This is a genomic window from Sphingobacterium hotanense (genome assembly GCF_008274825.1).
Lineage (GTDB): Bacteria > Bacteroidota > Bacteroidia > Sphingobacteriales > Sphingobacteriaceae > Sphingobacterium > Sphingobacterium hotanense.
The window spans coordinates 3,976,670-3,989,891 of sequence record NZ_CP030848.1; the positions used below are offsets into that span (position 1 = coordinate 3,976,670).

The window sequence follows — 13,222 nt, forward strand, 5'->3', positions numbered from 1 at the left end:
ATTATTTATTGTAAAAGGTTTGGATTGCTTCTAATAAACGTTCATTTTCCAGTTTTGTACCCACTGTTACGCGAAGACATCCTTCACATAACTCCACTTTTGAGCGATCGCGAACGATGATACCCTGCTCTACCAAGTTACTGTATAAAGCGCGCGGCTCTGCGAGTTTCACCAAAACAAAGTTAGCATCGGAAGGCGTAATATGTTCAACTTGTTCCAATGCCGCTAGTTTAGACACCAAGATCTCACGTTCAGCAACCGTTGCCTTTATCCATTCGTTGATGATATCTACCCCCTCCAAGGCCTCCAAGACTAAATCTTGCGTCGCTTGGTTAATATTGTATGGTGGTTTAATTTTATTGAAAACTTCGATAATCTCCTTGCTGGCAAAAGCTAAACCCAAACGTAATGCCGCCAATCCCCAAGCCTTCGAGAGCGTTTGCAAGATGACTAAGTTTGGAAATTCGGGTAGAGCCTGTGTAAAAGACTTTTGTTTAGAATAATTGATGTAGGCCTCATCGACCACCACGATGCCTGTAAAATTCACAAGAATCGTTTCGATATCTTTCGCGTTTATACTGTTCCCGGTCGGATTATTTGGCGAACAGAGAAAGATCAGCTTCGTATGCGGATCGATTGCTTCTGCAATACCGTCCAAATCCAACTGATAATCTCTCGTTAGGTTTACTTTTCTAACTTCCACATCATTGATGTTGGCCGAAACCTCATACATACCGTAGGTTGGTGGTACCAAGATCACATTATCCAACTTTGGCGTACAGAAGGCACGATAAAGAATATCAATTGCTTCATCGGAGCCATTTCCAAGAAACATATTCTCGGTCGGAACGCCTTTTATCTTAGAAAGTTTATGTTTGAGTTGATGTTGTAAAGGGTCAGGGTAGCGGTTGTAATCATGAGGTAGTGGCGATCCAAAAGCGTTTTCATTTGCATCTAGCCAAACCGAGGCTTCACCTTTAAACTCATCTCTAGCAGATGAATAGGGAACCAATTTTCTGATATTGTCCCTAAGCAGTGCGTTTAAGTTGAACGACATGTTAATGTTTATAAAAAATTAGAGCTGTAAATATGAGGAAAAATTAATTAAATCACTAGACTAAAAACCATTTACCTTCGGCAGAAAGCTCCGTAGCCGGGAAAACCGATTGCGCCTCTTCCAACAGTGGCGTCAATGTTTTATATCTTGCGGAGTAATGGCCAAGCAACAGTTTCTTCGCTTCCACTTCATTAGCGATCTCCGCTGCCTCCAAGCTCGTGGTATGGAAGGTCTCCTTCGCCCGATCGACCATCTCATGCAAGAAAGTCGACTCATGGTATAACAGATCCACGCCATGTATAGACTTCAGGTAGATGGGATGTCGAATGGTATCCGAACAGAAAGCATAGCTTCGCGATGCCGGTGCCGGAAATGTGAGTTCAGATGCCGGATAAACTTTGCCCTGCGGATCCACATAATCAATCCCACGCTTTAATGCAGAATAATAAGGTGCGGGGATGCCTAAATCTTCCACCAAATCCGCGCGAAGAATAGCATTGCGCTTGCCTTCTGTAAATCGAAAACCAGTGCATGGAATGCGATGTACCAACGGAAAAGAGGTAATCGATAGCATTCTCGACTCATAGATTACCTCTTCTTGTTCCGGATTGGTGGTATGAAAAATAATATTGTAACGGATTACCGTCTCCGAATACTTGAAATGCAGATTCAAAATCTCTTCCAGGGGCGCTGGCCCATAGATATGCAAGTCAGATTTCCGGCCAACCAGGTGCATAGAGGATAATAACCCCACTAAGCCTAGGTAATGGTCACCATGTAAATGGCTGATAAAAATATGATTGATACGATTGCTTTTAATACCATAGCGTGTCAGCTGCATCTGCGTGCCTTCACCACAATCAATTAAAAACAGCTGCTCGTTGTAGTTAATGACTTGCGAGGTCGGATGACGCTCATAAATTGGCGTTGCTGAGCTATTACCAAGTATTAAAACCTCAAAGCGGATCATCTTAATTCTGCTCCTGCTTGAGGTCTAGGCGAATCTCATTTCCAAAGATCAAATCCTTCGCCTTTTCCATATCCGTCGTAATGATAAAATACTTATCTAACCCTAGTGATTTGATAAAGTCTTTTACACCATCATTCAAGTTGGTCAAGATAAATAGACCGCCAAGTGATTTACACAGTCTGCGTGCTAGCAGGCCCGTGCGAATACCCGCTTCATCAGTCTCTTTTACCTGATTCATGTCTAAAACAATGTTACGCTGTCCACCAGTGTTGCGAAGCATAAACTCCCCTTTTAAACTTGCGGCAGCATTCCCATCCAATTTTTCTTGAAGAGGTTCAATCACCACATATCGCTCATGCTTATCTACCGTAAATTTCATAATTCTAAAATGTTAGTATGTTAAGGTCTTCAGAGCCGCATCAACGTTGCGTTGTACGCGATCTAGAACATCTCCTTGTCCCGGATACACAAACTTCTCGCCTGTGATGTGCTCAAAAAGTTCAATATAGCGTTCTGAAATCGAATTTACAATATCATCCGTCATTTCAGGCACATTTTGCCCCTCTTTACCTTGGAAACCATTCTCGATTAACCATTGGCGAACAAACTCTTTCGATAGTTGCTTCTGCGCTTCAGCTTTTTCCTGACGCTCCTCATACCCTTCGGCATAGAAGTACCGTGATGAATCCGGCGTATGGATTTCGTCTATCAAATAGATCTCACCATCATGCTTACCAAACTCATACTTCGTGTCCACTAAGATCAATCCGCGCTCTTTAGCAATTTCAGTTCCGCGTTGGAATAATGCTCGCGCATATTTTTCCAATTGCGTATAATCAGCTTCCGATACAATTCCCTGAGCGATAATCTCTTCTCTGGAAATATCCATATCATGACCAACTGCAGCTTTGGTAGTCGGGGTAATAATCGGCTCGGGCAATTTATCGTTCTCGCGCAATCCCTCCGGTAACTTCACGCCACAAAGCTCACGCCCGCCATCGCGATAAGTTCTCCAAAGATGCCCCGAAACATAACCACGGATTACCATCTCTACTTTGAAAGGCTCGCATCGCTTCCCAATCGTCACATTTTCATCCGGCACCGAAACGACCCAGTTCGGCAAAATATCAGAAGTCGCTTGTAAAAACTTCGACGCAATCTGGTTCAAGACCTGTCCTTTATAAGGAATTGCTCTCGGAAGGACCACATCAAATGCCGAAATCCTATCCGATGCAACCATCACCAAATAGTCATCGGCGATACTGTACACATCTCTTACCTTACCTCTATAAAAGGCCGTCTGCTTGTCAAAGTTGAAATTTGTTTCTTTTATTGTATTCATATCAAATGCGTTCTTCACGCGCTAATCTTCAAATTAAATATCTCCGTATGCTTCCAGGATACGTTTCACCAATTTATGGCGAACCACATCCGAACCGCTTAGGTAAATAATATCGATGCCCTCGATACTATCCAAAATCTTTACTGCGTTAACCAATCCCGACTGGTTCTTTTTCGGTAGATCGACCTGCGTCATATCACCAGTTACGATAAATTTTGCAGTAGGCCCCATACGTGTCAAGAACATCTTGAGCTGCATTTCTGTCGCATTCTGTGCCTCATCGAGGATCACGAAACAGTTGTCCAAGGTTCGTCCGCGCATAAATGCCAAAGGAGCGATTTCAATCGTTCTGTTCTCCAGGTAGCCTTTCAATTTCTCCGCCGGAATCATATCATCCAAAGCGTCGTACAAAGGTCGTAAATAAGGATCGACTTTTTCCTTTAAATCACCAGGTAAAAATCCGAGGTTCTCCCCCGCCTCCACCGCCGGACGTGTCAGGATAATACGCTTGATCTCCTTATTACGAAGTGCTCGAACCGCCAAAGCTACTGCGGTATAGGTTTTACCCGTACCTGCGGGACCAATAGCAAACAAGATATCGTTCTTGTTGATGCTATCCACCATCCTGCGTTGGTTTGGTGTTCGCGCTCGAACGATCAGACCATTCGGACCATAAACAATAGGCTCTCCCTTAAATGCTCCCGATGAAGCCTCGCCTTCCTCTTTCGTTGCAATCACCGACGTGCTAGGCGTAGCAACGCTGCCTAAAAGCCCCTCTAATTCTAATAAGGAAAGTGATTGAAATTGATTGACATGGGCGTGGATCGATTCGAATATCTTTTGGAATTTATTCCTTTCATTTTCTTCGCCTAGTACTTTTAAGCTATCTCCACGTGCCACGAGGCGCAACTTTGGAAATGTTTTTTTGATGAACTCAAAATTCTCATTTTGCGCTCCCCACAGTGTCGCTAAATTAACACCATCTAAGTTAATTTCTAATTCGCTCAAATTTTATCGCTATTAATGTTCTAGAATAAATATGTCTACCAATGTTAGTATCTACATTAAAGATACCAATTATTCAAATTTCTCAAGCAAACTATTCGATTATTGACTCAAAAATACAAACTAATTGTGCAGAATTAAAAGCATTTGCAGCGATAAATTCAATTAGGATTTAGCAATCAGTTTACTTTTCCTACTTTTGTATTTTATAAATAAAACAAAACTAAGTACATTTCTCTTCAGAGGGTCTGAAAAAACAAATGGGAGTAATTACGTTAACCACAGATTTAGGACATCGCGATTTTTACCAAGCTGCGCTAAAGGGCAGTATTATATCGCAATTGCCGGATGTGCGGATTGTCGATATCTCTCATGATATTCCTTCATTCAGCATACAGCACGCCGCTTTTGTTATCAATAATGCTTATCCTTATTTCCCTAAAAGGACCGTCCACCTTATCGGTGTCGACACTGTTTTCCAGGAAGGGGCACGCTATTTAGCAATGGCCTACAAAGGACAGTTTTTCGTAGGTGCAGACAATGGTATTCTAAGTATTATTCTTGGGGAAGATCGTGCTGATGAAATGGTGGAAATCAATATCATGCAGGACCTGCGTTATCTACACTTCCCATTAGCGGATATCATGACGAAAGCTGCATGTCATATTGCCAATGGCGGCAGACTCTCGGGCATCGGTATGCCGATCAATAATGCGATGCAGAAAGTAACCTTCCAACCGGTCTACAACCAAAACAGCATCAAGGGTCATGTCAGTTATATCGATTCCTTTGGCAATGTAATCAGCAATATCAGTAAAGAGCTGTTCAATAAGGTGCAGGAAGGTCGCGAGTTTATCTTGCGTTTCAAACGGAATGAAACGATCTCTAAGATGAGCTGGCATTATAACGAAGTTTCCGAAGGGGAAAAGCTCTGTCTTTTTGGAATATCCAACTTCTTGGAGATCGCTATCAACAAGGGACATGCAGCACAACTATTAGGTCTGCATCAAGATGAGACGATCTTAATCGAGTTTCTCGATAAACGTTAGCCTAGCCTAAGAAATCCAGTTGCTTTAAAATCCAAATCCCAAACGCAGCACAATACGTTGCATATCAACACTTGTTTTCCCGGAGATTGTCTGATTAGGAATATAACCCGGGATTACATCGAAATTGATCGTTCCCCCTTTGTTGTCTGCTGCTTTCAACTTGATAGACTGAAATTGATACCCTACACCCGCCTGTAACCAACTTCTTTTTTCACCCAGTTTCCAGCGCCAACCCAGCATAGGATTTACTTTGATACCACCACTACTAATTTCATTGGACGACTCATCGTCTTTTGAAAAAGCTAATCCATAGCCCAGATCCCCAGCCACGACAAAAGAACTCCGTTCCTCGGGCTTTGATAAATAACGGACGCCTCCGGTTAGTGGCACAATCCAAACTTTGTGTTCCATCCTGTCATAAAGATAATGCTCTACCCCCGTACCCAGCAACAAGGAGACCTTCGGATTGAGAGCCACCCCGTGATTGGTTAATGCAGAAAGGCCGCTCTGTCCTATGGAGGTCGCATAAGTCAATAGTCCTACTTCATGGTGATTGGTATAGCGTAGCTGTCCATAGGAAAAGCTGATTTGCGTTAATAAAAAGCAAATAAGGAAAGTTGCCTTCTTCATAATTAGTTGAGATTTGATCTGTTAATGCTGCTTAATTGCTTTAATTTCTTCGGATCGCTGTAGTCAAATTGTTCGACACCAGCACTATGGACAACGATCAAGGATTTCGGCCCTGGGATAATGTCATAGGCTTGGCCAAGCTTCAGATGCTCCAGCCGTCTTTCACCAATCTTCATCACATCATCAGCCTCAAAACTCTTTAATCCGTCCCAACCATCGCAGATATAAAGGTATTTCCCGACTAACGCCAAACCATGCGGATTGGTCATGCGATGCACGCTTACAAACTGCGGCTTCTTCGGGTCTTTGATATCGATAACTTCCAATTGATTATTAGATCCTACACATGTAGATCCTGTGCGCAGGGTGACATAAGCATAATTATCGTCCACCACGACCGGGTCGCAAGCGCGCACATGGCCGTACGTCGATAATTTTTCGGGTTGTGACGGATTGCTGATATCAAAAATAACCATCCCTGTTGTCGACCCCACGAACAGTTTGTCTTTATAAGGAAAGAGTGTTTCCACGCCGGGAAATAGTTCAATGTCCTTGAGGTATCGTGGTTTGGATGGGTTGCTAATATCCATCAGATGCAGGTTCTTCACGTCCAATAAATACAAATGGTCCTTAGCAATGGTAAATCTAGCCATAGAACCGCCCGTACCCGAACCACTTTCCGAAGATGAATAATGAAGCATTACTTCTCGCTGTTCTGGATAGTAGGTCCTTATATATTCTTCCGTCACCAGGCTATCTTTGTAATCAACGATTATCTTCACTTCGTCTGAATTCACATTGTTGGAAACAATGCCGACTGCAAATGAAGAAAGTGAGAAACGATCACGCTGACGATCGATCAGTTTCGGCTTGCTCGGATCCTTAATATCAAAAGACAACAAGTCAAAATAATTATCTGCATAGAGCACATCATCTTTCACCGCAATATCCATATTCCCCAATACAGGCAATAAACCAATAGCTACAGGCTTACTAGGATTCGCATTATTGTAGATATGAATACCTTTTTGCCATTCCATGATGAAAAGGAAGTCTTTATAGCTATAAATCTTACCTGTCCTATCAAGTTCAATAGGTTCTTGAATTTCAATATTCATTTTGCGTTGCTGGCCTAACGTACTATAGATTGGAATTTTTCGGAGATACTCGCCCTCCGTTTTGATTTTATCGCAACTCAAGCAGAGCAGAGTACTGAGCATAAAAAGCCCTAAGGTCTTTAGATTTCTCATAACCATAAGATTAATTAATTGATTTGTTAATGAAACAACGAAACCAAAAAACAATACGCTACAGTTAACACCAACAATTACCGAAAATAGAGAGTATACATAGATCTACCTGATACGCGAGAAGACATTTCTTTTACACAAAAACCCTTTCAAACCCAATACAAACCCAATGCTCAGCCCAATCATAACCGCTCGGAAAGGGCTTTGATATGGATTTGAAAGGGCTTTGATTGAAACTTAATTAACGGAAGAGAAAAAGAAGGTCTATCTTCTTTGATATGGATAGGAAAATAGCTTACTTTATACCAAAAGGCTCTAATCGGCGTTTTAACTCATTAAACTAAGCTTCATGAAATTAACACACATATTTATTTACGTTCTAGCCTACCTATTTACCTGTTCATTTAGTTTTGCCGCACAAGACTCAACGCTTCAAAAAGCAGACTCCCTGTCCTACGAGTCCCAGCGACAACGGGTCAACAAGCTGTTGGATGAGCGTACAGCGAAGTTTGGCGAATATTCCGCCTCTCTGGAGAAAAAAACAGGCGTTTTTGGCTTGTTCAAAACGAAGGGCGATATGCAGAAATCTATTGATATCCTTCGTGCTTTGGTATTGAACGACAATAATATCTTTATCGAGACGCGAAAGTTGCTGGATTTAAAAGATGCGCAGGCAGAGCGTTATCAGCAATTGGCTTCCCAATATGACAATCAAGTTTCGGCCTATATGAAGACAATCACGAAACTTCAAGATGAGAATGAGAAGCTTCGGGAAGAATTGAATAGTGAGCAAAAAAGTGATACAAGCAACACTACCCTACTATATTTCGCCATTCTGGCGGTTGTCGTCCTAAGTATTTTATTATTTTCACAGTATAAAAAGGGAAAAGGCGAAAAATTGACGGAATAGTGATAAGAAGACCTATTTATATAAGTACTTTTGCCACTATAGTAATTTTTAAATATTCATGGCCAGACCGAGATTGAATAGTGGAGACTCGCGTTCGGAGGATTTACCCAAGCCGAAGCTAAGTAAAGAAATTCTCAAAAAAGCGATCAAGATTTTTTCTTATATAAAGCCTTTCAAATGGAAGTTTTTGATAGGTATGGTATTTTTGATTCTCTCGAGTTTAACCATGCTTACTTTCCCGGCTCTGTTGGGTGCTATGATTGATGCAGCTCAGGGCAGACAAACCTATCCTTGGTTGCCGGCAAGCGTGATGTACATCGGGTCCGTTGCGATGGGGATTCTTGCCTTTCAATCCCTTATGTCCTTCTTTCGCATCCGTTTATTTGTTGAGATCGCGGAAAAAGCATTAGCCAATATCCGGAAGGATACCTACCATAAACTAATAACACTTCCGATCGACTTTTTTGCCAACCGACGTGTCGGGGAATTGAACAGTCGTCTGTCGTCTGATCTTTCGCAGATACAAGACACGATGACCACTACCTTAGCGGAAATCCTTCGTCAAGCAATCAGTTTAGGTTTTGGTGTGGTGCTTTTGGTTTTAGTATCTCCGAAACTCGCATTAATGAATCTTAGTATATTGCCTATCATTATTGTGGCTGCGCTAATCTTTGGCCGATTTATCCGTAAGCTGTCGAAAGAATCGCAGGATGAGTTAGCGGATTCGAATGCCATCGTGCAAGAAACACTCTTGGGCATATCCAATGTTAAAGCTTTTGTCAACGAATATTTTGAATCACAGCGCTATGGGCATAAACTCAACAAAGCTGTTGGATTAGCGATTCGCGGCGCAACGTTCCGTGGTCTCTTTGCCTCGTTCATCATCTTCTGTATTTTCGGCGCCGTCATCCTGGTTATCTGGTATGGGGCTTCCTTAGTTTCTTCTCAAGAGATATCCGTTGGTGATCTAACGACCTATATTCTTTATTCCATGTTTGTTGCCGGTTCTATGGGGTCATTCCCTGAGCTGTATGCGAGCATACAGCGATCATTGGGAGCTAGCGAACGTGTATTGGAAATCTTAAACGAAAAGCAAGAGGACATACAGGTAGACGAGAGCGACAAGGACATCAAACAGGTCATTACGGGCGACATTGTTTTCGATCAAGTAAGTTTCGCATACCCTACTCGTCCCGATATTGAGATATTGAAGGATATATCATTCCACGTGAAATCGGGCAAGAAGTTGGCGATTGTTGGACCTAGTGGTACCGGAAAATCGACCATTGCCTCTTTAATCTTACAATTCTATCAACCGAAAGGCGGGACAATTTACTACGACGGTATTCCATCGAACAAGTTAGCATTGACGGATGTCCGTAATCAAGTAGCTATAGTTCCACAAGATGTACTTTTATTTGGCGGAACGATTCGCGAAAATATAAGCTATGGTAATCTACATGCGGACGGCGATGATATCATTGCTGCAGCACAGCGCGCCAATGCGCATCAGTTTATCATGGACTTTCCGGAGGGTTATGATACTGTTGTCGGAGAACGCGGCGTTAAACTTTCGGGCGGTCAAAGGCAACGAATCGCCATCGCCAGAGCCTTGTTAAAAGACCCTGCTATCTTGATATTAGACGAGGCTACATCATCGCTAGACTCTGAATCTGAGCGGCTTGTACAACTTGCATTAGAAGAACTAATGAAAAACCGCACCTCGGTTATTATAGCACATAGACTTTCGACCATTCGCGATGCGGATATGATTATCGTTGTAGAAGACGGCATCATCTCCGACTCGGGAACACACGTCGAGCTAATGGGTAGAGGCTGTGGTCTTTATCATCATTTATACAATCTACAATCCTTACAATCGGTAGAAAGTTAATTTTTGTTAATTTCCAAAAAGGCTAAACATTTTGGCTTTTTGCTTGTTATGTCTATAATCGATACATTTATTTATTAAATAGGATATTAATTGATATAATCATGGAAAAAAATAGAAACGGACTAGTGGCATTTGCCCTATTAGGATTAGCAGTTGGTACTGCAGCTTACTATTTACTAGGAACAGAAGACGGCAAAAAACAATTAGATCGTGCAAACGACGGAATTAAGAGTTTAACGAAATCGATCAAAGATCTGTCGAAGAAAGAAGCTAAGCGTGCTCAGAAGTTTGCGAAATCAGCAAAAGAAGATTTAGAAGGGTTGAAAGAACGTGCTAAAGACGCAGGAAAGAGCGCATTAGACAAAGCATCGTCGAAGGCTAATGAGTGGGCGAGCAAAGCATCAGATGCGGCGCACGGATTAGCGAATAAAGCGGAAGATGTTGCTGATAAGGCAAAATCAGATATTAGAAACGCTTAATTAAATCGGCGCACAGTCTTGCCTCAACAGATTGATTTGTATCTTTGTACACAATGAATCTGTTTACACAAGTCAAGACCTTAATATATAAAGATGTCTTATTAGAATGGCGTTCAAAATACGCAATCAATAGCATCTTACTTTATGTAGTATCCACGGTTTTTGTATGTTATCAATCATTCAAATCCGTGGATTCTCCTATTTGGAACACCTTGTTCTGGATTATTCTCCTTTTTGCGGCCATCAATGCCATGAGCCGCAGTTTTCTTCAGGAAACTGGCCCTCGACAATTATACTATTATAGCATCGTCAGCCCGAAGGCTATCATACTTGCGAAGATCATCTACAATACCCTCGTGATGGTCTTACTATCCAGCATTGCTTTTATCGTTTACAATCTTATTTTTTCGAATGAGGTTGGACATTGGGGCATTTATATGTTGAGCATCTTCTTAGGTAGCATCAGTTTTGCTACAGTTTTCACGATGGTTGCCGGTATCAGCGCAAAAGCGGGCAATAACAGTACGATTATGGCGATCTTGAGTTTCCCGGTGATTATCCCCTTATTGATCGTCTTGATCAACCTTTCCCAACAGGGTGTTATCGGGGGAACGTTCGACGCCAGCTGGAAGGATATAGGGGTTCTGCTAGCAATTAATATAGTGACTATTGCCGTTTCTTTGCTGTTATTTCCTTACCTTTGGCGAGATTGATTTTTATATAGCTATGAGACAAAGTTGGTGGAAAATCCTGGCCGTTTTTATGATAGCAGCCGCTATTGTTGGCGGACTCTTGGGTCCTGTCCCTGTTCTCCCTATCCTTAATGAGACTATCCGAAATGTCTATTTCCACGTACCGATGTGGTTTACGATGATTTCCTTGTATCTGATATCCGTAATCTATAGTATTAAATATTTGAACAGTGGGAAGCGTGAATACGATTTCCTTGCTGTCGAAGCGGTAAATACGGGGATTTTGTTTTGCACTTGCGGTTTATTAACGGGTATGTTATGGGCGAATATTACTTGGGGGGCGCCTTGGCCGAATGATCCGAAACTGAACGGTTCTGCTATTGCTACATTGATGTACCTTGCCTATTTGGTATTGCGCAATGCCTTAGAAGAAGAACAAAAACGTGCTAAGATTTCTGCGATTTACAACATTTTTGCATTTCCAATTATGTTTGTATTGATTTATATTTTACCGAAGCTTACCGACTCCTTACACCCTGGAAGTGGCGGTAATTCCACCTTTGGCGATTTAGATATGGATAGCTATATGCGTCCGGTGTTCTATACCGCTGTTATTGGTTGGATTCTGATAGGTGTATGGATTACCACCCTACGCTACAGAGTACGCATTATTGAAGACAAAAAGAATTCGTTTTAATACATGAAAAAGTTTATCCTATTTGTGATGGCCCTTTTTGCGGGTATTTCTTCCATTTTTGCTCAAAATAAAGTAGAGATGGCCGACACGCTTCGCTCGGAAGGAAAAATCTATGTGGTTGTATTGGTGATGTTAGTGATTTTCGCAGCTGTTGCTGTCTACCTATTTATATTAGACCGTAAGGTCAGCAAGTTAGAAAAAGATAAGTAGGCACACTGTCAATGCTGATCAACCAACATAGGACGCTATCGGGTCTAAATATATTTTTAGTATCCCTCGTTGGTACTGTGCTATGTTTAGGGGTTTATCTGCATTTGCCCGATCGCTTGACGCCGGTTTTATTTGAGCCAGCAATTGCCAATTTGATCGGCGTGGAAGTCGGACAGAATCTATCGCCGCAAATCAATGTGATTATCACCTTGATTCTGACCATATTGCAGGCGTTTAATCTCAATAGAGTGGTCAACCACTTTAATTTGTTGGGTAAGCCAAACTTCTTGACCGCCTTGATGTTCATGACCTTGGTGAGTCTCTTCATCCCTTTTTTGGTACTTTCACCAACCTTAATCTGTAACTTCATTACGATCTGGATGTTGTATAAGCTTTTCAACATCTATAAGCAAGGCGATGTTAAGGGTATCATGTTTGACCTCGGTCTGCTCGTTGCCCTCGGTAGTATCATTTATTTTCCGTTCATCGTGATGCTCCTTCTGATTTGGATCAGTTTGGTTATTTTCCGCCCTTTTTCCTGGCGCGAGTGGATTACTCCGCTAATGGGCGTCATCTTGGTATATTTTCTTCTAGCGGTCGCATATTATTGGTTGGAGCGCATGGATGAGTTCTTTCAGATCTTTATTCCCTTCACCTATCCATTTCCGACACGCTTAGGGATGGATGTTTATGATTATTTCGTACTCATCCCCATCGTTTTATCATTAATTGGCTTCTTGTTTATTCTGAAGGACAACTTTTTCAAAAGTGTTGTTCAGGTACGTAAAAGTTTCCAATTGTTGTTTTTCATGATCCTTTTAATATTTGGGTCGTTTTATTTAAACCAGGAACGCTCAGTGAATCATTTTTTGCTTTGTGTTCCACCATTATCCATCTATCTAGCATACTTTTTTACACATGCGAAGACGAGATGGTTCTATGAATCACTGTATGCTGTAATCTTATTAACGATTCTTTATTTTCAGTTTTTCTAAGACACTGACATTTAGTTGTTTAACCTTTTTTAACAACTAAAA

Annotated in this window: 15 protein-coding genes; 8 read left to right on the plus strand and 7 right to left on the minus strand. The window is 41.7% G+C overall.

The genetic code is table 11. The annotated features are described in order from the left end of the window. Position 1: 1 nt before the first annotated feature. From hisC to DSM08_RS16800, 5 genes are read right to left on the minus strand one after another with little or no spacing between them, the layout of a single operon-like run. Positions 2 to 1,057, minus strand: coding sequence for a histidinol-phosphate transaminase (gene hisC, locus DSM08_RS16780; protein ID WP_187773896.1), 1,056 nt, complete (start codon positions 1,055 to 1,057; stop codon positions 2 to 4). A gap of 55 nt (positions 1,058 to 1,112) precedes the next feature. Continuing rightward, positions 1,113 to 2,024, minus strand: a complete 912-nt coding sequence (locus DSM08_RS16785; RefSeq protein WP_149527770.1) for a ribonuclease Z — start codon at positions 2,022 to 2,024, stop codon at positions 1,113 to 1,115. A gap of 4 nt (positions 2,025 to 2,028) precedes the next feature. Beyond that, positions 2,029 to 2,406, minus strand: a complete 378-nt coding sequence (locus tag DSM08_RS16790; protein ID WP_149527223.1) for an STAS domain-containing protein — start codon at positions 2,404 to 2,406, stop codon at positions 2,029 to 2,031. Between the two features lie 12 nt (positions 2,407 to 2,418). Further along, complete coding sequence (locus tag DSM08_RS16795; protein ID WP_149527224.1) at positions 2,419 to 3,369, minus strand: phosphoribosylaminoimidazolesuccinocarboxamide synthase; 951 nt, start codon at positions 3,367 to 3,369, stop codon at positions 2,419 to 2,421. Between the two features lie 33 nt (positions 3,370 to 3,402). Then, positions 3,403 to 4,377, minus strand: coding sequence for a PhoH family protein (locus DSM08_RS16800; protein WP_149527225.1), 975 nt, complete (start codon positions 4,375 to 4,377; stop codon positions 3,403 to 3,405). A 257-nt stretch (positions 4,378 to 4,634) separates the two neighbouring features. Between DSM08_RS16800 and DSM08_RS16805 the strand changes: the two genes are divergently transcribed. Beyond that, positions 4,635 to 5,423: an SAM hydrolase/SAM-dependent halogenase family protein gene (locus DSM08_RS16805; RefSeq protein WP_149527226.1), complete on the plus strand. Its 789-nt coding sequence runs from the start codon at positions 4,635 to 4,637 to the stop codon at positions 5,421 to 5,423. A gap of 24 nt (positions 5,424 to 5,447) precedes the next feature. On the opposite strand, the gene DSM08_RS16810 is transcribed toward DSM08_RS16805, so the two are convergent. Both DSM08_RS16810 and DSM08_RS16815 read right to left on the minus strand, forming a co-directional pair. After that, on the minus strand, positions 5,448 to 6,053 hold the full coding sequence (locus tag DSM08_RS16810; RefSeq protein WP_149527227.1) for a hypothetical protein: 606 nt from the start codon (positions 6,051 to 6,053) through the stop codon (positions 5,448 to 5,450). A gap of 2 nt (positions 6,054 to 6,055) precedes the next feature. Then, the gene (locus DSM08_RS16815; RefSeq protein WP_187773897.1) at positions 6,056 to 7,303 is read right to left on the minus strand and encodes an LVIVD repeat-containing protein; all 1,248 of its coding nucleotides are present in this window, start codon (positions 7,301 to 7,303) and stop codon (positions 6,056 to 6,058) included. A gap of 349 nt (positions 7,304 to 7,652) precedes the next feature. Here DSM08_RS16815 and DSM08_RS16820 point away from each other — a divergent pair, with 349 nt between their 5' ends. The 7 genes from DSM08_RS16820 to DSM08_RS16850 all read left to right on the plus strand — a co-directional run bounded on the left by DSM08_RS16820 (position 7,653) and on the right by DSM08_RS16850 (position 13,180). Beyond that, positions 7,653 to 8,213: a hypothetical protein gene (locus DSM08_RS16820; RefSeq protein WP_149527229.1), complete on the plus strand. Its 561-nt coding sequence runs from the start codon at positions 7,653 to 7,655 to the stop codon at positions 8,211 to 8,213. Between the two features lie 58 nt (positions 8,214 to 8,271). Further along, complete coding sequence (locus tag DSM08_RS16825) at positions 8,272 to 10,107, plus strand: ABC transporter ATP-binding protein (protein WP_149527230.1); 1,836 nt, start codon at positions 8,272 to 8,274, stop codon at positions 10,105 to 10,107. Positions 10,108 to 10,208: 101 nt separating this feature from the next. Then, a complete protein-coding gene (locus DSM08_RS16830) occupies positions 10,209 to 10,586 on the plus strand; it encodes a YtxH domain-containing protein (RefSeq protein WP_149527231.1) in 378 nt (125 codons plus the stop codon). 53 nt (positions 10,587 to 10,639) lie between these two features. Then, positions 10,640 to 11,299 (plus strand): heme exporter protein CcmB, encoded by a 660-nt coding sequence (locus DSM08_RS16835; protein WP_149527232.1) that lies wholly within the window; start codon positions 10,640 to 10,642, stop codon positions 11,297 to 11,299. Between the two features lie 13 nt (positions 11,300 to 11,312). Further along, entirely contained in the window at positions 11,313 to 11,975 is a 663-nt protein-coding gene (ccsA, locus tag DSM08_RS16840) for a cytochrome c biogenesis protein CcsA (protein WP_149527233.1), read from the plus strand. 3 nt (positions 11,976 to 11,978) lie between these two features. Beyond that, a complete protein-coding gene (locus DSM08_RS16845) occupies positions 11,979 to 12,185 on the plus strand; it encodes a CcmD family protein (RefSeq protein ID WP_149527234.1) in 207 nt (68 codons plus the stop codon). 11 nt (positions 12,186 to 12,196) lie between these two features. Continuing rightward, the gene (locus DSM08_RS16850) at positions 12,197 to 13,180 is read left to right on the plus strand and encodes a DUF6427 family protein (protein ID WP_149527235.1); all 984 of its coding nucleotides are present in this window, start codon (positions 12,197 to 12,199) and stop codon (positions 13,178 to 13,180) included. Positions 13,181 to 13,222: the final 42 nt, after the last annotated feature.